At 66.4% G+C, this 23,319-nt stretch carries 20 protein-coding genes and 1 pseudogene; all 21 read left to right on the forward strand.

What is annotated here, in order from left to right; genetic code table 11:
* The first annotated feature begins 11 nt into the window (after positions 1–11).
* Positions 12–1,295: an ABC transporter substrate-binding protein gene (locus C8P66_RS06685; protein ID WP_211314054.1), complete on the forward strand. Its 1,284-nt coding sequence runs from the start codon at positions 12–14 to the stop codon at positions 1,293–1,295.
* 3 nt (positions 1,296–1,298) lie between these two features.
* Positions 1,299–2,033, forward strand: a complete 735-nt coding sequence (locus C8P66_RS06690) for an SDR family oxidoreductase (RefSeq protein ID WP_111397437.1) — start codon at positions 1,299–1,301, stop codon at positions 2,031–2,033.
* Between the two features lie 2 nt (positions 2,034–2,035).
* Complete coding sequence (locus tag C8P66_RS06695) at positions 2,036–3,028, forward strand: quinone oxidoreductase family protein (protein ID WP_111397439.1); 993 nt, start codon at positions 2,036–2,038, stop codon at positions 3,026–3,028.
* A 90-nt stretch (positions 3,029–3,118) separates the two neighbouring features.
* Positions 3,119–5,176 carry an ABC transporter ATP-binding protein gene (locus C8P66_RS06700; RefSeq protein ID WP_211314055.1) on the forward strand — a complete coding sequence of 686 codons (2,058 nt, stop codon included), beginning with the start codon at positions 3,119–3,121 and terminating at the stop codon, positions 5,174–5,176.
* A 16-nt stretch (positions 5,177–5,192) separates the two neighbouring features.
* Entirely contained in the window at positions 5,193–6,146 is a 954-nt protein-coding gene (locus tag C8P66_RS06705; protein ID WP_111397441.1) for an ABC transporter permease, read from the forward strand.
* 65 nt (positions 6,147–6,211) lie between these two features.
* Positions 6,212–7,051: an ABC transporter permease gene (locus C8P66_RS06710; protein WP_211314056.1), complete on the forward strand. Its 840-nt coding sequence runs from the start codon at positions 6,212–6,214 to the stop codon at positions 7,049–7,051.
* A gap of 41 nt (positions 7,052–7,092) precedes the next feature.
* Positions 7,093–8,709 (forward strand): ABC transporter substrate-binding protein, encoded by a 1,617-nt coding sequence (locus C8P66_RS06715; RefSeq protein ID WP_111397444.1) that lies wholly within the window; start codon positions 7,093–7,095, stop codon positions 8,707–8,709.
* Positions 8,710–8,731: 22 nt separating this feature from the next.
* Entirely contained in the window at positions 8,732–9,907 is a 1,176-nt protein-coding gene (locus C8P66_RS06720) for a thiolase family protein (RefSeq protein WP_111397445.1), read from the forward strand.
* A gap of 92 nt (positions 9,908–9,999) precedes the next feature.
* Positions 10,000–10,074 (forward strand): annotated as a pseudogene (locus C8P66_RS24805) (zinc ribbon domain-containing protein); the annotation flags it as partial.
* 9 nt (positions 10,075–10,083) lie between these two features.
* Positions 10,084–10,326 (forward strand): Zn-ribbon domain-containing OB-fold protein, encoded by a 243-nt coding sequence (locus C8P66_RS24305; protein WP_245903277.1) that lies wholly within the window; start codon positions 10,084–10,086, stop codon positions 10,324–10,326.
* Between the two features lie 657 nt (positions 10,327–10,983).
* Positions 10,984–12,114 carry a thiolase family protein gene (locus C8P66_RS06735; protein ID WP_111397448.1) on the forward strand — a complete coding sequence of 377 codons (1,131 nt, stop codon included), beginning with the start codon at positions 10,984–10,986 and terminating at the stop codon, positions 12,112–12,114.
* 8 nt (positions 12,115–12,122) lie between these two features.
* Positions 12,123–12,542 (forward strand): Zn-ribbon domain-containing OB-fold protein, encoded by a 420-nt coding sequence (locus C8P66_RS06740; protein WP_211314057.1) that lies wholly within the window; start codon positions 12,123–12,125, stop codon positions 12,540–12,542.
* 99 nt (positions 12,543–12,641) lie between these two features.
* Positions 12,642–14,228: an ABC transporter substrate-binding protein gene (locus C8P66_RS06745; protein ID WP_158537123.1), complete on the forward strand. Its 1,587-nt coding sequence runs from the start codon at positions 12,642–12,644 to the stop codon at positions 14,226–14,228.
* A 15-nt stretch (positions 14,229–14,243) separates the two neighbouring features.
* Positions 14,244–15,185, forward strand: coding sequence for an ABC transporter permease (locus C8P66_RS06750; protein WP_111397450.1), 942 nt, complete (start codon positions 14,244–14,246; stop codon positions 15,183–15,185).
* Positions 15,186–15,196: 11 nt separating this feature from the next.
* Positions 15,197–16,075 (forward strand): ABC transporter permease, encoded by an 879-nt coding sequence (locus tag C8P66_RS06755; RefSeq protein ID WP_111397452.1) that lies wholly within the window; start codon positions 15,197–15,199, stop codon positions 16,073–16,075.
* Positions 16,076–16,110: 35 nt separating this feature from the next.
* On the forward strand, positions 16,111–17,106 hold the full coding sequence (locus tag C8P66_RS06760; protein ID WP_111397565.1) for an ABC transporter ATP-binding protein: 996 nt from the start codon (positions 16,111–16,113) through the stop codon (positions 17,104–17,106).
* Entirely contained in the window at positions 17,099–18,109 is a 1,011-nt protein-coding gene (locus tag C8P66_RS06765) for an ABC transporter ATP-binding protein (RefSeq protein ID WP_111397453.1), read from the forward strand. The genes C8P66_RS06760 and C8P66_RS06765 overlap by 8 nt, the downstream gene beginning before the upstream one ends.
* A 46-nt stretch (positions 18,110–18,155) precedes the next feature.
* A complete protein-coding gene (locus C8P66_RS06770) occupies positions 18,156–20,774 on the forward strand; it encodes a CaiB/BaiF CoA transferase family protein (protein ID WP_211314058.1) in 2,619 nt (872 codons plus the stop codon).
* A gap of 3 nt (positions 20,775–20,777) precedes the next feature.
* The gene (locus tag C8P66_RS06775; protein ID WP_111397454.1) at positions 20,778–21,587 is read left to right on the forward strand and encodes a metallophosphoesterase family protein; all 810 of its coding nucleotides are present in this window, start codon (positions 20,778–20,780) and stop codon (positions 21,585–21,587) included.
* Positions 21,588–21,596: 9 nt separating this feature from the next.
* The gene (locus C8P66_RS06780) at positions 21,597–22,511 is read left to right on the forward strand and encodes an SMP-30/gluconolactonase/LRE family protein (RefSeq protein ID WP_111397456.1); all 915 of its coding nucleotides are present in this window, start codon (positions 21,597–21,599) and stop codon (positions 22,509–22,511) included.
* A gap of 89 nt (positions 22,512–22,600) precedes the next feature.
* Positions 22,601–23,260: a GntR family transcriptional regulator gene (locus C8P66_RS06785; protein ID WP_111397457.1), complete on the forward strand. Its 660-nt coding sequence runs from the start codon at positions 22,601–22,603 to the stop codon at positions 23,258–23,260.
* Positions 23,261–23,319: the final 59 nt, after the last annotated feature.

Here is a 23,319-nt window from a genome sequence, read left to right on the forward strand (position 1 = left end):
GAGATATGGCAATGACCAAGGATAGCACGAAGACGGATACGATCATCCGCGCCGGCTCCGTCCCGGCGATGCCGCGTCGCGCGGCCTTGGCACTGGGCCTTGGCGCCGGGGCCGCGGCGGTTGGCGCCAGGCCCGCGCGGGCGCAGGGCCAGACCGTGAAGGTCGCGCTGCTGGCGCCGATGTCCGGGCCTTGGGCGCGGCAGGGCCAGATGATGCGCCTCGGCGCCGACATGGCCATCGATGAGATCAACCAGTCGGGCGGCGTCCGCGCCTTGGGCGGCGCGCAGATGGAGTTGGTGGTGTTCGACGCCGGTGATTCCACCGAGAAGGCGAAGAATGCCGCGCAGCGCATGGTGGCACAGCACCCAGACCTGGTCGGCGGCACCGGTGCCTGGCTCAGCAGCTTCACCTTGGCGGTGACCGAGGTGACGGAGCGCGCGGAAATCCCCTGGATGACGCTCTCCTACTCCGACGCCATCACCAATCGCGGCTTCCGCTACGTATTCCAGATGTCGCCGACCGCCGATGACCAGGCGAGCAAGGCCCTGCCGACCATCCTGAACCTGGCGAAGGCTGCGACCGGAAAGCAGCCGACGACGATCGGGCTGATCGCCGGCAATGACGCCTCCGCAGTCAGCTTCATGCGTCCGATCCGCGAGACGGAACTTGCGAAGCATCACCTGCGCGCGGTGGTGGACGAGACCTACACGCCGCCGCTGTCGGACGCGACCTCCATCGTGCAGCGGGTGCGGAACGGCCGCCCGGAGTTCCTGCTCTGCATCACCTCCAACGTGCCCGACACCAAACTGCTGATGGACAAGTTCGCCGAATACCGGCTGGGCGGCGACCGCCTGCCCAAGGTTGGCAATGGCGGGGCGCTGGGTGCGCCGGAACTCGGCGAGGTTGTTGGCGCCAACATCATCCAGGGCCTCATGGGGATTGTCGCGAACTGGGGCGGCAAGGGTCAGGAGGAGCTGGCGCAGCGTTTCACCGCCCGTACTGGTGAGCCCTGGCTGAACCAGGATTCGCTGATGACCTATGCCGACATGATGATCCTGCGCGAGGCGACCGAGCGGGCCGGCGTGGCCGATCGCCGCAAGGTTGCCGACCAGATCAGGGCCTTCGACCTGACCGATGGGGTGGCGCTGCTTTCCCCGGGCGGCCGGCTGAAGTTCGACGAAAAGGGCCGACGGGTCGGTGCCGAGTTGGTCATCATCCAGTGGCAGTCGGGCAGGGCGGTTTCGGTCTTCCCGCCCTCGGTCGCGACCCATACGGCCATCTGGCCGAGCACCTAGGCGATGGCGGGGGTCCTGGTGGTTACCGGCGCGAGCCGGGGTATCGGCGCCGCCACGGCCCGCCTGGCTGCCGCGCGCGGTTGGCGCGTCGTCGGTAGCTTTCTGGAGCGGCGCGACGCCGCCGAGGCGGTAGCGGAGGAAATCCGCGCCGCCGGCGGTGAGGTTGAGATGGTGCAGGCGGACACATCGGTCGAGGCCGATGTGACGCGCCTGTTCGACACGGCCGAGGCCCACTTCGGCAAAGTCACCGGCCTGGTCAACAATGCGGGCATGAACGGCGGCCCGGCCAGCCTGGTGGATCTGCCGGTCGCCGAGCTGCGCCGCCTCATCGACATTAACGTGATCGGTCCCATGCTCTGCGCGCGAGAAGCCGTGCGGCGCATGGCGACCGATCGCGGTGGGCCGGGTGGGGCGATCGTGAACCTCGGCTCCGTCGCCGCGGTGCGCGGCAGCCCGGGGGAGAGGGTGCATTACGCCGCCTCCAAGGGCGCCGTGATCAGCCTGACCATCGGATTGGCGCAGGAGGTCGCGCGCAACGGCATCCGCGTCAACGCCGTCAGCCCCGGCCTGACCGAGACGGAGATGAACCCCGCCGACCGCCTTGCCCGCCTCGTGCCCACGGTCCCGATCGGCCGTGTCGCGGCACCGGAGGAGGTGGCACGTGTGATCCTCTTCCTGCTCTCACCCGAGGCGTCCTACGTGCTCGGCATCAACGTCACCGTCTCCGGGGGGCGTTGAGCATGGCGGCAAGAACGACGCGCGTCGTCCTGATTGACCATCCGGGTGGGCCGGAGGTGCTGCGCGTCGAGGAGCGCATGGTCGAGGCGCCGTCCGCAGGCGAGGTGCTGCTGCGCCACACCGCGATCGGCGTGAACTTCATCGACATTCAGCACCGCAGCGGCCGCTATCCCTTGGCTGCCTATCCGGCGACCCTGGGGATCGAGGCAGCCGGTGTGGTGCTGGAGGTCGGGGAGGGAGTGGAGGCGGTGCAGCCGGGGCAGCGGGTGGTCTATTCCTTCCCGCCGTTTGGTTCCTATGCCGATCTGCGCTGCGTCAAGGCCGAGCATCTGGTGCCGATTCCCGACACTGTCGGTGACGACATTGCCGCTGCTGTCTTCAACAAGGGAATTACGGCGCATTACCTGCTGCATACAACCTACCGCGTGCAGAAGGATGAGACGATCGTCGTGCATGCCGCGGCGGGCGGTGTCGGCTCGCTGCTCTGCCAATGGGCGTCCGCCAAGGGCGCAGACGTCATCGGCGTGGTAGGCAGCCAGGAGAAGGTGGCAACTGCGGCGAGCAATGGCTGCGCGCATGTCGTGGTCCACTCGCGGGAGGATTTGCCCGCACGGGTCCGCGCCCTCACCGGCGGGGCAGGGGTCCCGGTGGTGTTCGATTCGGTCGGGCGCGACAGCTTCGAAGCCTCGCTGCTCTGCCTGCGGCCGCGCGGCATGTTGGTGAGCTTTGGCACCGCCTCCGGCCCACTTCCGCCGTTCGACCTGTTCCGGCTCAACACACTCGGTTCGCTGTACGTGACCAGCCCGGGCTACGTCACCCACACGCAGGATCGTGCCGAATTGTTGTGGCGGGCCGGTGACGTGTTCGCGGCGGTAGCGGATGGAACGCTGCGCGTCGCACTCGGTAAAGTTTACAATTTGGCCGATGCCGCCGAGGCGCATCGTGACCTTCAGGGCCGTCGCAGCATCGGCGTGAGCATACTGCGCCCGGCATGATCCGATTTCCCGACGAACCGGGTTGCGCCGCCACCCGATAACGCATTTTATATGTTGTAAGAAGAAGATCGTGACGGAGGACCGGATATCGTGATCACCGCGTTGTCCGCGCTGGACGTGGGACAGGATACGGAGGCGCGCGACGCCGCGCTTCCCCTTCTCGCGGTCGAGAATCTGACGGTCGAATTTACGACCGCGTCCGGCACGTTGCGCGCGGTGGATGGGGTCAGTTGGTCGGTGCGCCCCGGTGAGACATTGGCCCTGGTCGGCGAATCCGGATGCGGCAAATCGGTCACCGCGCTATCCGTCATGCGCCTGCTGGCCAGACCCGCGGGCCGTGTCACCGGCGGGCGGATTCTGTTCGGCGGGCGCGATCTGCTCGCCCTGCCGGAGAGCGAGATGCGGGCCCTGCGCGGCCGTGACATCGCGATGATCTTCCAGGAACCGATGACCAGCCTGAATCCGGTGCTCACCATCGGGATGCAACTGGCCGAGCCGCTGATCATACACCTCGGCATGTCCGAGGCGCAGGCACGGGTCCGGTCGGTCGAACTGCTCGGCATGGTCGGCATTCCGGATGCGGAGCGGCGGCTCAGGCAGTACCCGCATCAATTCTCCGGCGGCATGCGGCAGCGGGTGATGATTGCGATCGGGCTCGCTTGCGACCCCAAGCTCATCATCGCCGATGAGCCGACCACGGCCCTCGACGTCACCATCCAGGCGCAGATCCTGGAGCTGATGAAGGATCTGTCGCGGCGGCTCGGCATTACGCTCGTGCTGATCACGCACAACCTTGGCATCGTCGCGCGTTATGCCGACCAGCTGGCGGTGATGTATGCCGGCCGCGTGGTGGAGGAAGGGCCGGCCGACCGGGTCTTCCGCGCGCCACGCCACCCGTACACCGTGCGGCTGATGCGCTCGGTGCCGCGGTTGGATCAGGCGCGTGGCGGCGCGCTGGAGACCATCGAGGGCCTGCCGCCGAACCTGATGGATCCGCCTTCCGGCTGCCGCTTCGCGCCGCGTTGCACTGCCCGGATCCCTGTGTGTGACAGTGATCCTGCGCTGCGCCCCGTGGGCGATGCCCGCCGTGCCGCGTGCCATCGTGCGGAGGAGATGCCCGGTGCCGTGCCGCTGACGGCGGCCCGGCCGGCCGCGGCAGCGCCCGCGTTGGCGGCCGAGGTAACACCGCTGCTGCAGGTGCGCGGCCTGAGCAAGCACTTCGCCGTGCCAGGGCGCGGGCTCTTCGGAAAGATGGCCACGGTCCGTGCGGCGGAAGAGGTGTCCTTCTCGATCGGGCGGGGCGAGACCCTTGGCCTGGTGGGCGAATCCGGCTGCGGCAAGACGACCGTCGGGCGCCTGGTGCTGCGCCTGGAGGAACCGACGCGGGGCGAGATCCTGTTCGACGGCAAGGACATCGCCAAAGCCAGCGCCGCGGAGATGCGGGCGATGCGGACGCGCATCCAGGTGATCTTCCAGGACCCCTACAGCTCGCTCAACCCGCGCATGACGGTGGGTGCGACGATCCGCGAGCCGTTGACGTATCGGCTGAACATGGCAACGGCCGAGGCGCATGATCGTGCCGCTTCGCTGTTGCGTCAGGTCGGGCTGCCGCCGGAGATGGCGGAGCGTTATCCGCACCAGATGTCGGGTGGGCAGCGGCAGCGGGTCGGGATCGCGCGGGCATTGGCGATGGAGCCGGATTTCATTGTTTGTGATGAGGCCGTCTCGGCGCTCGATGTCTCGGTGCAGGGACAGATCATCAACCTGCTTGCCGAACTGCAAGCCGAGCTCGGCGTCGCCTATCTGTTCATTGCCCACGACCTGGCCGTGGTGCGTCATCTCTCGCAGCGCGTGGTGGTGATGTATCTGGGACGGGTGATGGAGGTCGCCGATCGCGACGAACTCTACGCCGCACCCTTGCATCCCTATACCCAGGCGTTGCTGGATTCGGCCCCGGTGCCGGACCCGGTGAAGGAGCGTGCGCGTGCACCGCGGGCCTTGCGTGGGGAACTCCCATCGCCCTTGGCACCGCCCTCCGGCTGTGTGTTCCGCACGCGCTGCCCGAAAGCCATACGGGAATGTGCCGAGATCATACCGCCGCTTCGTGAAATTCGACCTGGCCATCTCGCCGCATGTATCCGGATCTGAGGGGAGAGGAGCCATCATGCTGGCCTATGCCGCACGCCGCATCGCCTTGATGATTCCCACCTTGCTCGGCGTGGCGCTCATCACCTTCTTCATGCTCCGCGTCGTTCCGGGCGACATCGTTGAGGTGAAGATGCGGAGCGACGGCGGCTATGTGACGCAGGAGCTGTTGGCGAGCGAACGCGCCCGGCTCGGTCTCGACCGCCCATTGGTGACCCAATTCGGCGATTGGATGCAGGGGCTGGTGACGCTGGATCTTGGCACTTCGATGTGGACCGGGCGGCCGGTGGCTGAGGAGATCGGTGTCCGCATCGGGTTGACGGTGCAGGTGGCGCTGATGGCGGCGGTGATCGCGGTGCTGATTGCTGTGCCGCTGGGCACCATATCTGCGCTGTTTCGCGATACCTGGATCGATTACGTGGCCCGCATCTTCACAATAGCCGGCCTGGCGGTGCCGTCCTTCTGGTTGGGGATGCTCATCATCCTTGGGCTGTTGACGGTGTTTCACTGGTCACCTCCGGTTACCTACACGCCCTTCTTCGAATCGCCGTTGAAGAACATCTCGCAGCTGATCTGGCCGGCATTGGCGGTTGGCTACCGCTACGCCGCGGTGGTCGCGCGGATGGTGCGGTCCTCGATCATCGAGGTGATGAAGGAGGACTACATCCGCACCGCACGGGCCAAGGGCGTCTTCGAACGCATGGTCGTGGCGCGGCATGCGATGCGCAACGCGCTGCTACCGGCGATTACCGTGATCGGCCTGGAATTCGCATTCCTGATCGGTGGGCTGGTGGTGACCGAGCAGGTCTTCAACCTGAACGGCATCGGCCGGCTGTTCGTCGAGGCGGTGTCGCGCAGCGATTTCATCCTGGTCCAGGCGCTGGTGATGCTGCTCGCGGTGGTGTTCGTGTCGATGAACCTGATCGTCGACATGCTCTATGGCGTGCTCGATCCACGCGTCCGGCACGGCTGAGGGGATCGACGATGAGCGCATCCACGCGTGATGGGCCGGTGATGGCGTGGCGGCGGCGCAATCCGGTGCTGGGCTTCATCATGGCACAGCCGCTTGGCGCGGCGGGTCTCGTTGTCATCCTGGTGATGGCCGCCGCGGCCATCTTCGCCAATGTCGTGGCGCCCTATGACCCCGAGGCGATCGACTTCCTGGCAATGCTCTCGCCGCCGTCGATGGAGCATCCGTTGGGTGCAGATGCCTTCGGGCGCGATATCCTGACCCGCATCATCTATGGCGCACGTACGGCGTTGACGATCGGCTTCTTGTCTTCGTTCCTGGGTTGCACGATCGGCGGGCTGCTGGGCGTGACCTCGGCCTATTTCGGCGGACGAGTGGATCTGATTCTGCAGCGCTTCGTCGATATCGTCCTGTCCTTCCCGATCATCGTCCTGGCGCTGGTGGTTGTGGCGGTGGTGGGGCACCGCCCGATCATGGGGATCGATCTCAACCTTATCGCCGCCATCTCCATCCCGATCATGCCGCGTGCAGCGCGTGTCATACGTTCCGCCGCGCTGGCCGTGCGCGCCATGCCCTATGTCGATGCGGCGCGGGCGGGTGGGTACACCCACAGCCACATCATTCTCCGCCATATGGCCCCGAATGTCCTGGCGCCCTATCTCATCCTGCTCACGGCCTATATCGCGCAGGCGATCTTGCTTGAGGCATCGCTGTCCTTCCTTGGGCTCGGCGTCTCCGAGCCGAAGCCGGCATGGGGGCTGATGCTCTCAGGTGACTCCTCGAACTTCTATCAGGAGGCGCCGTGGATGATTCTGTTTCCCGGGCTTGCGATCTCGCTCGCCGTCTTTGCCTTCAACCTGTTCGGCGATTCGCTCCGCGACTGGCTCGACCCAAAATTCCGAACCTGACCCTGCAAAGCACAACAAGAAAAATACCAGGAGAACGGACCATGACCGACCACATCAACAGCCGAAACTTCAGCCGGCGTACGGCGCTGGCGCTGCCCGCGCTGGGGTTCTCCGCGCTCAGCCTTCCCGGACATGCGCGAGCCCAGGGAGATGGCCCGCCGCGCCGGGGCGGAACCCTGACCTACGCGGTTGCGGCGGAGCCGCCGACCTATGATCTGCATGCAACGAGCACCTTCGCCGTGATGCACCGCGTGGCGCCGCACTATTCCACGCTGCTGCGCTACGAGGCCCACAACTATCCGAATGTCGTCGGTGATGTTGCCGAGAGCTGGACCGCGGCGGACGACCGGCTTTCCTATACCTTCAAGCTGCACAGCAACATCCGCTTCCATGACGGGACGCCGCTGACTTCGGAGGATGTCAAGGCCAGCTACGACCGGCTGCGCGCACCGCCGGAGGGCGTCGTCTCCAACCGCCTGCCGTCCTTTCAACAGATTGCTGCGATCGAGACGCCGGATCCCCTGACGGTGGTGTTCCGGATGAAGGCTGTGGATGCTTCCATCATGGACACCTTCTCCTCGCCCTGGAATTCCATCTTCAGCGCGGCCCGGCTGCGGGCCGATCCCAATTTTCCCGCCCGTAACGTCATGGGCAGCGGCCCCTTCCGCTTTGTCGAACATGTCGCGGGGTCGCATTGGGCGGGCGAGCGGTTTGACGGATACTTCCGTGACGGGCACCCGTATCTTGATGGGTTTCGCGCGATTACCATGTCTCCCTCGGCGATGGTGAACGCGCTGTCGGGCAGACAGATCATGGCTGAGTTCCGCGGCTTCACGCCGAATGAGCGGGACCGGATCGTCCGCGCGTTGGGGGAGGATTCGCTGGTTCAGGAATCGAGCTGGATGCTTCATATGATCCTGACTTTCAACACCAAGCAGAAGCCTTTCGACGATGCGCGGGTCAGGCGTGCGCTGTCTTTGGCGATCGACCGTTGGGGCGGGTCACAGAACTTGTCGCGCATCTCGCAGCTGGGGCAGGTCGGCGGTTTGGTACGCCCGGGCAGCAGTTGGTCGGCGACGCCTGAGGAGATGCAGAAATGGCCTGGCTACGGGCGCGACATGGTCGCAAATCGCGCTGAGGCCAAGCGTTTACTGCGCGAGGCGGGCCATGAGAACCTGACCTTCACGCTACTCGACCGTAACCATCAGCCCTATGTCACCGCGGGCATCTTCCTGATCGATCAGTGGCGACAGATCGGGGTACGCGTCGAGCATCAGCAGGCGGAGTTGTCTGCCTGGTACGCGGCCCAGGGCAGTGGCAACTTCTCGGCGCTGGTCGACTCGTTCACGCAGTTCAGCGATGATCCAACCAATGTGCTCGTGAAGTACATCTCCTCCGACCGCGCTGAGATCAACGTGTCCGGCTCGACCGATCGGGAGTTGGACCGTCTGTTCGACCAGCAGGCGTCGACGGTCGACCCTGTCGCCCGCAAGGCGCTGGTCCGACAGTTTGAGACCCGGCTGTTCGACGAGAGCTACGCCGTGCCGATCCTGTGGTGGCAGCGCATCGTCGTGATGAACCGCCGTGTGCGTGGCTGGACGATGGCGCCGACGCATATGATCTACCAGGACCTCGGCGACGTCTGGCTGTCCGCGTGACGATGAAGCAGGGAATACGCGCATGAGCACACCATCAGAGGCACCGCGGTTGCGGCGTGCGGCCGCCGTCGTCGGCATCGGCCACAGCGATTGGGTTCGTGACTGGAGCCGGGCGAGGGCGGGCGAGAAGCCAGCGGATTCCTATGGCTACGGAATGCAGGCCTTTTCGGCGGCGCTCAAGGATTCGGGGCTTCGCCGAGAGGATGTGGACGGGCTCATCGCCGGCCCAACCACAGCCTATGAGCGTCTCGGCGAGGTGCTCGGTATCAATCCGCGCTGGGGCGATCAGGCCGATGCCGTACTGTCGGTTGTGCAAGCATGCTCGGCGATCGAGTCCGGCCTCGCCGATGTCGTCGCCATAGTCTACGGCAATGACCAGCGCACCGCGGGTACGCAGTATGGCGGGCCGCAGGCGATGGGGGGCGACGCGTTCCTGTCCTATGTTTATCATGCGCCCTGGGGGCTGACCTCTCAGGGTGCGCTCTATGCCCTGACGTTCCAGGCTTACAAGAATGCGCGCGGCATGACCGAGGCGGAACTGGGCGAGGTCGCGGTTGCCCAGCGCGGCTGGTCCTCGATGAACCCCAACGCCATCATGCGGAAGCGGATCACCGTCGAGGATTATATGGCCTCGCGTTATGTCTGTGAGCCACTGCATCTATTCGATTATTGCCTGATCAACGACGGGGGCGTGGCGATGATCATCGCGGAGGCAGAGTACGCCAAGCGGATTTGCGAAACCCCGGTCTTCATCCAGGGCATTGGGCGATCCGACCTGAACAGGGGGGCGACCAGCCTTGAGCCGCGGCTGACCGATTTCTATCTGCCCGCGCAGCAGCAGGCGGCGGCACGCTCCTATGCCATGGCTGGTTTCGGGCCGGAGGACATCGACGTGCTGCAAGTCTACGACAGCTTCTCCGTTCATGTGCCGTTGGCCCTGGAGGGCTACGGCTATTGTGCGGTTGGGGACGCGGGGAAGTTCCTGCGCGAACGGGGGATCGGTCCGGGCGGTAAGCTGCCGACCAATACCGGGGGTGGCCATCTGTCGGAAACCTACATGCAAGGCTGGGCGCATCAGATCGAATGCGTCCGTCAACTGCGGGGCACCTGCGGGGAACGGCAGGTGCCGGATTGCCGCCATGTCCACTACACATCCGATGTGGCCGGCAAGGCCGTCTCGCTCATCTACAGCCGGTGAGGGGCACCATGAACACCGACACGGCCCAAACCCCGAGCCCTGTTCTCGGGCTTTATGACAGGCCAATGTGGGAGAGCATCCGCAAGCGTGGCATGCATCTGCAATGCTGCCAGGGGTGCGGCGCCTGGCAATATCCGCCAGGCCCCGGCTGCACGGCATGCCTCTCGGAGAATGTCGTGTGGAGACCGGTCGGCGGCGGCGGCACCATCCTGTCCTGGGTCATATTCCACCGGCAGTATCTCGCGGCCTATCCAGCGCCCTACAATGTGATTGCGGTGCGGATCGACGAAGGTCCCGTCATGATCAGCAACCTTGAAGGCGATACGCCGTCCGGGAACTGGATCGGGCAGCGTGTGGCATTGACCTATGCCGAAATGCCGGATGGCGCGGTGTTGCCGCGCTTCACCCTGGCGGCATAGGCACGGGCGCATCGCGACATCAGCAGGCCACCGTTCACCTCCAGGATCTGCCCGGTCACGAAGCCGGACAGGTCCCGCGGCGCAAGGTGGAGATAGGCTCCGACGTACTCTTCAGTTGTGCCCATGCGCCGCATCATCGGCGATCGCGGATCGGGCGGCCTTCCACGATGACGCCTGCAGTGTTCACCAGGACGTCCAGCGGCCCGAGCACAGCATGGGCCTCTCGAACCGCCCCCGTGACGCCTGGTCTCGGAGGCGACGGCCTCTGCTGGGTCGCGATGAGAAGAGCCGTGCACGGCGCTGTGCATGCCCTGAGCGCCCAGATCACGCACGAATGCAGCGCCGATGCCGCTCGAGGATCCAGTGGCAGGCACGGCTCTTCCGTCAAAGTCGGGTATACGCAGCCAGCTGTGGCACTTGTTCATGCGTTCCCCCAACCTGGCAGAATCAGATGGGCACAAACATCGCGCGGGGGGCTTGCGACTGCCAGCAAAAGAAAGCATTTTATATTCCACGTTATGCTCGACGTGGCCTGCATCGATCCGAAGACGGACCGGTCCGTCACAACAGGGCGGCGGGAGGAACAAAGATGCTGATGTCATTTTTGCCGGCTCACGCGTCGCGCCTCCGTGCGGCAGGCCCTAGGCGTACAGCTCCATGAACGATTATGCGAAGTTAAAGGATCGCATCGCCATCGTCGGGGTCGGCAACACGGCTTATGGCAACTTCCCCGACAATGACGACTACGGCCTGGGTGCCGAGGCGTTCCGCAACGCGATTGAGGATTGCGGGCTCGAGAAGAACAAGGTGGATGGGCTCCTCGTCTGCCGCATTCCCTACTACGCGCGGATGGGGGAGATCCTCGGCCTTTCGCCACGTTGGACCGTGCCGCTGCCACCGCATGGTCGCATGTCCGCGATGGGCATCATCGAGGCGGCCGCGGCACTGGAGGCGGGGTTGTGTGACTATGCCGCGCTGATCTATGCCAACATCGGCCGGTCACGTCGCGTGAACTATGGTGGCGAAGAAAGCCCCGGCGTCTGGGACCCCTTCGGCTTCACCTCGCCAGGCGCTGCCCATGCGTTGATGTTCCAACAGCACCGGGCGATGTACGGCACCACGACGCGGCAATTGGCCGAGGTCTCCGTCGCCTTCCGTCATCATGCCTGCCTCAACCCGGATGCCGTGATGAAGCAGCCGATCAGCATCGACGATCATGAGGCGGCGCGTCCGATCGTGGAACCGCTGCGCTTGCTCGACTACTGCCTGATCAATGATGGCGCGGTGTGCGTGATCATGACCACGAAGGAGCGCGCACGCGACCTGAAGAAGCGGCCGATCATGATCTCGGGCATCGGTGCGCGGGAGGCCTATGAGACAGCCTCGATCGCCAATTATGACCCGGAGTGCTGGTACCACCAGGCGCGTGATGTTGGACGGCAGGTCTATGGCATGGCGGGCGTCGGTCCATCCGACATCGATACGTTGATGTGCTACGACAACTTCAGCCCCACCGTGCTGTTCAGCCTGGAGGGTCTGGGTTTTTGCGAACGCGGCGAGTCCGGCGGCTTTGTCGAAGGTGGTGCGCTGAAGGTCGGCGGCCGCCTGCCCACGAATACCGACGGCGGGCATCTGTCGAATTCCTACATGCAGGGCTGGGCCCTCAATGTTGAGGCTGTGCGGCAGCTGCGCGGCGAGTGCGGCGCCCGTCAGGTCGTGGGGGCGGAAGTGGCGCAGTTCTGCGCGATTACGCCGTGCTCGCGCTCCATCATCTATACCAGGGGCTGAGGAGGCACATGATGGATACCTCGCTTCCCGCCAAGCCGCGGCCACATATCAACGCGATCAGCCGTGGCTTTTGGGAAAATTGCCGCCGCGGCATCCTTTCCGTGCAGCGTTGCGATGATTGTGGTCATCAGCATTATCCGGGCGCGCCGGTGTGCCCGTCCTGCTTGTCGTCGCGGCAGTCCTGGGCCCCGATTTCCGGGCGCGGCACCCTGGTTTCCTGGGTTCGGTTCCACCGTGCCTATTGGGACAGCTTTCGCGCCGATGTGCCATACGCCGTCTGCCTCGTGAAGTTGGACGAAGGGCCTCTGATGCTCAGCAACTTTGCCGGAGATGCCCCGGCTGAGCCGACGATAGGCGCGTTGCTCGAAGTCGTGTTCGAGAAAGTGGATAGCGATCTGACCCTGCCGAAGTTCCGCGTCCGCGACTAGGACAACAGTTTCTTTCCGGGAATGGAGGTTGGCCGCATCGGTCGCATCCAAGGTTTGAATCACCACGAGGCGCTCAAGCGCCCTAACGGGAGATGCACCATGTCAAGGATCACCCGCCGGATCGGCCTCGCGGCCGCGGCAGTGTTCGGATTGATCGCCGCTCAGCCGGTGGCCGCCCAGACCAGCCGCAGGGACACGCTGCGGGTCGCGGTGCATGCGAATCTCCAGATCCTGGACCCGGTCTGGACCACGGGTCTGATCACGCTCCGACACGGCTATCTCATCTATGACACCCTCTACGGGATGAATTCGCAGTTTGAGCCGCGGCCGCAGATGGTTGACCACCACACGCTCTCCGATGACCGTCTGCTCTGGACCTTCACCCTGCGCGACGGTCTGGCCTTCCACGACGGGCAGCCGGTGCGCGCTGCCGATGTCGTCGCATCGCTGCGGCGCTGGATGCAGCGTGATCCGATGGGGCAGCGGCTGTCGGAGTTCTCGAGCGCCATCGAGGCCGTGGACGACAAGACGTTCTCGATCCGGCTGCGCGAGCGTTATGGGCTGGTGCTCGAAACCCTGGCCAAGGGCACCGGCACCTTCATCATGCCGGAGCGCGTGGCCAGCACGCCGTCCAACACGCAGATCACCGATACGACCGGATCGGGGCCGTTCATCTTCCAGCGCGACGAGTGGCGTCCAGGCAGCAGGGTCGTCTATCGCCGCAACCCCGCCTATCAGCCACGTGAGGAGCCGGCCGATTTCCTGTCCGGCGGCAAGCGTGCGCTCGTCGAGCGGGTCGAGTGGCTCTACATCCCCGACAACAACACCGCGCTCGCGGCGTTGAACGCGGGCGAGATCGATTACTACGAAGCGCCGCCGCTGGATTTCATCCCTCTGATGGAGCGCAACCCCGACATCAAGCTTGAGATGATCGATCCGCTCGGTTCGCAGCTGTTGCTGCGCGCGAACTGGCTCTATCCACCCTTCAACGATGTCCGTGCGCGTCAGGCGCTGGCGCTGGTTGCGCGGCAGGAAGACTATATGCGCGTCGTTGTCGGCAATCCCCGGCTTTACCAGGCCTGGTGCGGGGCCTTCTTCCAATGCGGTTCCAGCAACGACACGGATGTGGGGAGCGAGCCCTACCGGCAGCCGAACACGGCCCGAGCGCGGGAGTTGCTCCGGCAGGCCGGCTACAACGGTGAGCGGATTGTCGTTCTGCAGCCAAGCGATCGGCCGCAGTACAATGCCGCCACCATGGTGCTGATCCAGGGCCTGCGTCGTGCCGGGGTGAATGTGGATGTGCAATCCATGGACTGGTCCACGCTGTTGTCACGCCGCGCGCGGCGCGATCCGCCGGATGCTGGTGGCTACCACCTCTTCATCACCGGCCAGGGTGGCGTCGACACCGCGAACCCGACCGCCAATACCTGGTTCAACAGCCGCTGCGACCGGGCCAATCCCGGCTGGGCCTGCGACATGGAACTGGACGGCATGGTCGCGGACTGGGCGCGCGAAACGGACCCGGCCGCGCGCCGTCCGCTGCTGGAGCGCCTGCATCGCCGCGCCTGGGAAACCTTCCCCTACCTGAGCATCGGGCAGTTCACCCAGCCGGTCGCAGTGCGCTCCAACATCCATGGCGTGCTGCCTGCCGGGCAACCCGTCTATTGGAACATTGAGAAGCGTTGAGTGGAGCGCTGCGTCATGGGGCCCTACATCCTTCGCCGCGTTCTTGCGACCATCCCGGTGATGGGCGTCGTCGCGGTGATCGTATTCCTCATGCTGCGGCTCAGCCCGGGTGATCCGGCGGCGATCCTCGCCGGGGACCAGGCGACCATGGCGGACATCGCCGCGATACGGGAGCGGCTGGGATTGGACCAACCACTTCTGCATCAGTTCGTTGTCTGGGTCGGCGAACTCCTGACCGGTGACCTTGGCAAGTCTATCTACCTCAACCGGCCGGTGACGGGGCTGATCCTGGAGCGCGTCGAGCCGACCCTGGCGCTGTCGATCAGCACAATGATCTTCGCCATCCTGTTCGCGGTGCCGATGGGCGTGGTGGCGGCCTGGCGGGCCGGGTCCTGGGTTGACCAGACGATCATGGGGTTGTCGGTGCTCGCCTTTTCGGTGCCGGTGTTCCTCATCGGCTATGGGCTGGTGATCGGCTTCGCGCTGCGACTCGATCTGCTGCCGGTGCAGGGCTTTGTCAGTCTCTGGGACAATCCCGTCGGGTTTGCCCGGCATCTGGTGTTGCCAACGATGACCTTGGGCCTGGTCTATATGGCGCTTCTTGCGCGCATCACCCGTGCCACAATGCTTGATGTGCTCAATGAAGATTTCATTCGTACGGCCCGCGCCAAGGGGTTGGCAGAACCGCGCGTCCTCATCCTGCATGCGCTCAAGAACGCTTCGGTGCCGATCGTCACCACCATCGGTCTCGGCATTGCACTCCTGATCGGGGGTGTGGTGGTGACCGAGAGTGTGTTCGCGATCCCCGGCATCGGGCGGCTGACGATCGAGGCGGTGCTGCAACGCGACTATCCGGTGATCCAGGGCGTCATCCTCGCGGTGGCGGGAGTCTATGTGCTCGTGAACCTCGCCATCGATCTCACCTATTCCGCGCTCGATCCGCGCATCCGGTTCTGAGGACGCAAATCATGAGCGCCATACTGGAGGCTTCGGCCGTCCCGACCGCTTCCCGGCGCTTCCGGCCCGGTCGTATGTTGCAGCGCCATCCCTTCCCGGTGGTCGGCGGAGTGCTGCTGGGGTTGCTGGTGCTGAGCGCGCTCGCCGCACCCTGGATTGCCCCACATGACCCGATCGAGATGAATATCATCGACCGGTTGCAGCCGCCCGGTGGTGATTACCTGTTCGGCACCGATGCCTATGGGCGAGACCTGTTTTCCCGCGTGCTGCATGGCGGGCGGGTGTCGATCCTGATCGGCTTCACGGTCGCGGCCGCGAGCACCGTGATCGGGCTGTTGATCGGTGTGGTCGCGGGGTATTTTCGCCTCGCCGACGCCATCATCATGCGGGTGATGGATGGGTTGATGGCGATCCCCGGCATCCTGCTCGCGATCGCGCTGATGTCGCTGACGCGGGCCAGCCTCTGGGTGGTGGTGGTGGCCATCACCATCCCCGAAATTCCACGCGTCGTGCGGCTGGTGCGCGCGGTGGTTCTGTCGGTGCGGGAGCAGGCCTACATCCAGGCCGCCACTGCGATCGGCACGCGTTTCCCGCGCTTGATGCGGCTGCATATCCTGCCGAGCACCTTCGCGCCGCTGATCGTGCAGGCGACCTATATCTGCGCCTCGGCGGTGCTGACCGAATCCTATCTCAGCTTCCTCGGTGTCGGCACGCCGCCCGAGATTCCGAGCTGGGGCAACATCATCGCCGAGGGGCGGCTATATGTGCAGCTCGCCTTCTGGAACATCCTGTTTCCCGGCATCGCTCTGGCGCTGATGGTGCTCTCGGTGAATGTCCTTGGCGACGGGCTGCGCGATGCGCTCGACCCGCGCCTGGCGAGGCGGCTGTGAGCACCGCCCGGGCGATCGCCCCGGTCAGCTCCGCCATGCCGGGGGAGATGGTGCTCGACCTGCGTGGCCTCCGCACCGAGTTCCGTGGCGAGGGCCCGCCGGCGGTCGCCGTCAACGATCTGTCCTTCACCGTGCGCCATGGTGAGACGCTCTGCATCGTGGGTGAATCCGGCTGCGGCAAGAGCATGACGGCGCTGTCGCTGCTGCGGCTGGTGCCGCGGCCCGGCGGGCGGATCGCGGCCGGCACGGCCATGATCGGCGGGCGCGATCTGTTCACGCTGTCGGAGCCCGAGATGCGAGCGGTCCGCGGTGGCGAGATCGCGATGATCTTCCAGGAGCCGATGACCAGCCTGAACCCGGTGCTGACCATCGGCCGGCAGATCGCCGAGACGGTGATGGTGCATGAGAACGTGCCATGGTCTGTCTGCATGGAGCGCGCGCTGGCGATGCTGCGCGCGGTGCGCATGCCCGAACCGGAGCGGCGGTTGCACGAATATCCGCACCAGCTTTCCGGCGGCATGCGTCAGCGCGTGATGATCGCCATGGCGCTGGCCTGTCGGCCGCGGCTGCTGCTGGCGGATGAGCCGACCACAGCACTCGATGTGACCATCCAGGCGCAGATTCTGGATCTGATCCGCGACCTGCAGGAGCAGACCGGGACGGCCGTCATCCTTATCACCCACGACCTTGGCGTGGTGGCCGAGATGGCCGACCGTGTGCTGGTCATGTACGCCGGGCGCAAGGTCGAGGAAGCCGTGGTGGACGAGCTCTTCGATGCACCCCTGCATCCCTATACGCGCGGGTTGATGGCGGCGATGCCGCATCTCGGCGGGGTGGGCGCGGGGCGGATGCGGCTGGCGGAAATCCCGGGTGTGGTGCCGGCGCTGACCGACATGCCGGAGGGCTGCCCCTTCGCCGCGCGCTGCGGCCGCGCCAGCGCCGAATGCCGGGCGGCGATGCCGCCGCTGGAGGAGCGCCGGCCCGGCCATCTCGTCGCCTGCTGGCATTCTGGGGAGAGCCCCGATGCGTAACCCCGAGCGGATCCCTCTGCTGAGCGTTGAGGGGCTGGTCAAGCACTACCCCCTGCGCGGCGGGTTGTTCGGCAAGGCGAAGGGTGAGGTGCGGGCCGTGGATGGCATCAGTTTCTCGATCGGCGCCGGCGAGACGCTCGGCCTGGTCGGCGAAAGCGGTTGCGGCAAATCCACCGCCGGAAAGGCGATCCTGAAGCTGGTGGAGCCGAGCGCCGGCACCATCCGCCTGGGTGGCGAGGACATCACGCATCTTGCCCCCGGTGCCATGCACCGGCACCGGCAGCGGATGCAGGTGATCTTCCAGGATCCCTATTCCTCGTTGAACCCTCGCATGACGGCGGGGGACATCGTCGCCGAACCCTTCGTCAATTACGGCATCGGCAACCGCAGCGAGCGGCGCGACCGCACCGAGGCGCTGTTCCGCCGCACCGGCCTGCGCCCGGACCAGATGGCGCGCTACCCGCATGAGTTCTCGGGCGGGCAGCGGCAGCGGTTGGGCATTGCCCGCGCGCTGGCGCTGGGGCCGGATCTGATCATCGGGGATGAGCCGGTCTCGGCGCTCGATGTCTCGGTGCAGGCGCAGGTCATCAACCTGCTGATGGACCTGCAGGAGGAATTTGGCCTGTCGTATTTGTTCATCGCGCACGACCTTGGCGTGGTCGAACACATCAGCCATCGCGTCGCGGTGATGTATCTCGGAAAGATCGTCGAAATCGCGCCGCGCGCCGCCCTCTTCGCCGATCCACGCCATCCCTATACCGAGGCCTTGCTCTCGGCGGTGCCGCCCGCGCGCCCGGTGCGCCGCGTCGGTGGGCTGCGGCCGCCGCGGCGGGAACGGCTGGTGCTGCGCGGCGATGTGCCGAGCCCGATCCACCCGCCCTCCGGCTGTCGCTTCCATACGCGCTGCCCGATCGCGGTGGCGATTTGCGCGCAGGTGGAACCACCGCTGGTGGCGGATGCCACGGGCCATGCCGCGGCCTGCCATCTGCGCGCGCCGGCATGAGGCCCGTGCGGGCACGTCGAACAGGGTTGACGAAGGAATGGATAGCGTGACGGTGCAACAGGATCAGACAGCCGCGGCATCCCTCGAACCCGGTGCGGTGGCGGCGGATGCGCCGGGCATGCTGCAAGGGTTGCGCGTGGTCGAGTTCGCCGACGAGCTTGCGGAATATGCGGGCCTGCTTCTCGCCGGGATGGGGGCGGAGGTCGTCAAGGTCGAGCCGCCCGCCGGTGCTGCCACGCGCCAGATCGGCCCCTTCGCCGGTGACATGCCGGACCCGGAGCGCTCGCTGCATTTCTGGACCTACAATCGCGGCAAGCGCTCGGTCACGCTTGACATCGCCGATCCCGCGCAACGCGACGCCTTGGTGGCGCTGATCGGTTCGGCCGATATTGTCCTCGATTCCACCCGTGGTGGGCTGCATGCGGCACTTGGCGAAACCCTGGCCTCGCTGCCGGGGCGCTTCCCAGGGCTGATCGTGGCACGCATCACCCCCTTCGGCGACACCGGCCCGTGGAAGGACCACAAGGCCAGCGACCTCATTCATCTCGCCCTTGGCGGCGTGATGATGAACTGCGGCTATGATGCCGCACCGCCGTGGGACTACGATCTGCCACCGATCGCGCCGCAGCTTTGGCACGCCTACCACATTGCGGGCGAGCAGCTCCTCGTCGGCATTCTGGCGGCCGTGCTGCATCGGTTGCACACAGGCGAAGGGCAGGATGTGTCCGTCGCGGTGCATGACGCCGTCTCGAAGAACACCGAATTGGATGTCATGTCCTGGGTGATGCGACGTGCGCCGCTGTATCGCATGACCTGCCGCCACGCCGGCGAGCAGCCGACGCATGTGCCGAACATCGGCCACACCAAGGATGGGCGCTGGTGCATCGCGCTCGGTCTGTCGGCGCGCGATCAGGCCAACCTCCTGCCCTTCCTCTCGAAATACGGGATGCAGGCGGATCTGGCCGCACCCGGGCGGGAGGCGGATCTGCGCGCCCGCAACGTGCCCGGCTCCTCGGCGGCGGATGAGGGCAAGGCGCATATCGTCGAGGTCATCCAGCGCTTCATTCGCGCCTATACCTACGAGGATCTGCCCTGGCCCGAGGCGCAGGCGGCGGGGCTACTCTGGGCCCCCTTGCGCAAGCCGCATGAGAATGTCGCGGATGTTCATTGGCAGACACGCGGGACCTTCGCCGAGATCGAGCATCCCGAACTCGGCCGCGCGCTGCCCTACCCGGTCAGCCGCTGGCTGAGCACCGAGACACGCTGGCAGACCGGCACCCGCGCGCCCCGGCTCGGCGAACACACCGCGGAGGTGCTGGCCGACCCGGCGCCGCGGGTCGCGAGCGTGCCGGCACGGCCGCGCAGCGGCCCCGCCCGGCTGTCGGCGCGCGGCAAGGCCTTCCCTCTGCAAGGCGTGCGGATCTTCGATTTCTCCTGGTTTCTGGCCTCGGCCGGTGGCACGCGGCTTTGTGCCGCGCTGGGCGCGGATGTGATCAAGGTGGAGTGGAAGGAGAACCCCGACACCCGCCTCGCCGCCATGGCGCCGGTCGGTGGGCGCGAGGCGCGCAGCACCGCGACCGGGCCGCTGCCGGGTGTGACGGATTCCGACATGGGCGGCCAGTTCAACAACAAGAACGCGGGCAAGAGCGGACTCTCGCTGAACATCCGGCACCCCAAGGGGCTGGAGATCGCGCGACGGATGATCGCGCAATCCGATGTCGTCGCCGAGGGGTTTTCTCCCGGTGTGCTGAAGCGGCTCGGGCTGGGCTATGAGGCTCTGACGAAGATCCGGCCTGATATCATCTACGTCCAGCAATCCGGCATGGGCGGCGTCGGCACCTATGGCCGCTTTCGCACCATCGGCCCGGTCGCGGCCGCCTTCGCCGGCGCCGCCGAAATGTCGGGCCTGCGGGAGCCGGCGATGCCCGCGGGCTGGGGCTATTCCTATCTGGACTGGATTGGCGCCTATAGCTTCGCCATGGCGATCATGGGCGCGCTGTTCCACCGGGATCGCACGGGGCGTGGGCAATGGGTCGACAGTTCGCAATGCGAAACCGGCATCTTCCATTGCGGCGTCCCGATTCTTGACCATGCGGTGAATGGCCGAAGCTGGGAGCGGATCGGGAATCGCTCCCCTTACAAGCCGGCGGCGCCGCATGGTGCCTATCGCTGCGCGGGGCAGGATCGTTGGATCGCCATCGCCTGTTTCACCGAGGAGGAATGGGCGGCGCTGTGCCGCATTGCCGGCACTCCCGCCTGGGCGGCGGACCCCCGCTTCGCCACACTCGCGGCGCGGCTCGCGCACCAGGATGCGCTGGAGGCCGCCCTGACCTCCTGGACCACGGGGCAGGAGGCGCATACCCTCATGGCGGCGCTGCAGGTGGCGGGCGTGCCGGCCGGAGTCTGCCAGAATGCCGAGGACCGCTGCGACCATGACCCGCAGCTCGCGGCGCTGGACTGGATGACCGAGGTGACGGGCACCAAGATCGGCCGTTGGCCGGTCACCGAACTGCCCTCGAAGCTCTCGGCGACGCCGCCCTATAGCGGCGGCATCACCGATCGTGGCGCCCCCGGCTATGGCGAGGACAATGAGCGCCTGTTGCGGGAGCTGCTCGGCTACAGCGCGCAAGAGGTCGCCGACCTTGCCGCCGAAGGGGTGATCTGAGCCATGGACGGCGCCGAGGGCATCGTCTTCATCGGCGATATCCACCGGCGCTGGAATTATGTCGAGGCGGGGCTCGCGGCGATGGCCACGCCGCCGCGCGCGGCTGTCTTGCTTGGCGACATGGAATGCCATGCGCCGCTGGATGCGCTGGCAGCGCCGTTTCTCCGGCGCGGCATCCCCGTCCATTGGATATTCGGCAACCACGACTACGACGGTGGGCCGGAGATGTGGGCGAACCTGGCCGCGCCGGAGCGCAATCCCGTGACCGCCGCGGGCTGCCTGCATGGACGGGTGGCGGAGATCGGCGGCCTGCGGATCGCGGGCCTGGGTGGCGTATTCCGGCGGCGGGTCTGGGAGCCGCCCGAACCGCCCCGCCTGCGCGCCCGCGCCGAATTGGCCGAGGATCTGGCCAGGCTGGATGCCAGTTGGAGCGCCGCGCAACGCAGCGCCTTGGGCGACGCCCTCGCGGCCATGGCGATCTGGCCGGAGGATTGGCAGGCGCTGCTTGGCAAGCGCGCCGATGTGCTGGTGACGCATGAGGCGCCGTCCAGCCACCCCGCCGGCGCCCCGGCGCTTGAGGATCTGGCCCGCGCCCTCGGCGCGCGGCTGATCGTGCATGGGCACCACCACGTCAACACCCTCTCGGTCGCGCCGGATGGCTTGCGGGTGCTGGGGGTCGCGGCGGGCTGGGGCGTGGCGGCCGATGGCAGCACGCTCTGGCCTGGGGAGGCGCCGCGCTGGCTCGGCGCGCCGCCATCAGGATGGCGTCTCGCCGGCCGGGCGCAAGCGGCGGCAAATACAGTCGACACCTAGGAGGACAGCATGCCCGAAATCGAGATCATGGCCCGCGGCCTGGGCTTCCCGGAGGGGCCGGTGGTGATGGCGGATGGTTCCGTCATCCTCACCGAAATCAATGGTGGCAAGATCACCAAGGTCACCGCCGATGGCGTGGTGACGCCGCTCGGCGCCCCGGCTGGCGGGCCGAATGGGATGGCGATCGGGCCGGATGGCGCGCTCTATCTCTGCGACAATGGCGGCAGCCTGTATCTGCCCGGGCATTTCATGGGCATGGGGCCGGCGGCGGATTATGCCGGCGGTTCGGTGCAGCGGGTCGATCCGCAGACCGGCGAGCGGCGCGTGCTCTATGCCGAATGCAACGGCAATCGCCTGTCGGCCCCGAACGACATCGTCTTCGACCGCCAGGGCGGTTTTTACTTCACTGACCTCGGCAAGCGCTACGCCCGCGCCCGCGACCATGGCGGGCTGTATTACGCGCTGCCGGACGGCTCCTCGATCCGCGAGATCGCCTATCCGATCCTCAGCGCCAATGGCGTGGGCCTCTCGCCGGACGAGAAGACCGTCTATGTCGCCGATACCGAGGGTGCGCGGCTTTTGGCCTTCGATGTCGAATCCCCGGGCGTGCTCAAGCCTGGCGTGTTCCCCGCGCCGCATGGCGGGCGCTGCATCGCCGGCCTGCCGGGCCCGGCCCGCTTCGACAGCCTGGCGGTGACGGCGGCGGGCAATATCGCGGTGGCGACGCTCACCACCGGCTTCGTGACGGTCTTCGCGCCGGATGGGCGGCTGCTGCGGGAGGTGAAGATGCCCGACTCGCATCCGACCAACATCTGCTTCGGCGGCGCGGATATGCGGACCGCCTACATCACCCTGTCGGCTGTGGGTGATCTGGCGCGGACGGTCTGGGACGAACCGGGGCTGCGGCTGAACTTCCAGCACTGACCCTCCGCGCATCGTGCTTACCCGGGGCAGGAGGGGCGGGTAGTCTGCCCCTCGAATCCGGCGCTTCGCGGTGAGAGGAAGGGGAACCGATGGCGTTCAGGACCAAGCAGGACCAGGTGGCGGAGATCCTCCGGGAGCGGATCATCGCCGGCACCTACCCGCGCGGCATGAAGCTGAAGCAATCCCAGATCGCCGAGGAACTCGGTGTGTCCATCACCCCGGTGCGCGAGGCGCTGCACACACTGGAGGCGGAGGGCTATGTCGCCGGCCTCTCGCACAAGGGTCTGCATGTCCCCGAAACCGTGCCGGGCGCGGCACGCGAGGTGTTCGAACTGCGGGTGATGCTGGAGCGCGACCTGACCGCCCATGCCGTCGCCCGCATGACCCCGGCCTCATTGGCGGAACTGCGGGAGAGCCAGGCGCGCATCGTGGCGCTGACCCGCGGGAAGGACGCGCAGGCGCTCCGCGCGGAGAATTACCGCTTCCACTTCCGCCTCTACGAACTGGCCGATCGGCCGCAGACGCAGCAATTCGTCCGCGTGCTCTGGGCGAAATATCCCTTCATCATGCAGGAACGCCCGGGCCGGAAAAAGATGCTGGTCCAGGAACATGCGCGCTTCCTCGAACGAGTCGCGGCGGGCGACCAGACAGGCGCCGTCCAGGCGATGGTGGACCACATCGAGAGCGGCTGGCGGGGCTTGGAGGACCAGGGCGCGCCCGAGGCCACCGCGGCAAAAGCCACGCGCTGACCCTCCCCGATTTGCCGCTGCCGCCCAGGCATGGTGCCCTCCGGCCGGGTGCCGCAGTC

The organism is Humitalea rosea (assembly GCF_003253705.1).
GTDB lineage: Bacteria > Pseudomonadota > Alphaproteobacteria > Acetobacterales > Acetobacteraceae > Humitalea > Humitalea rosea.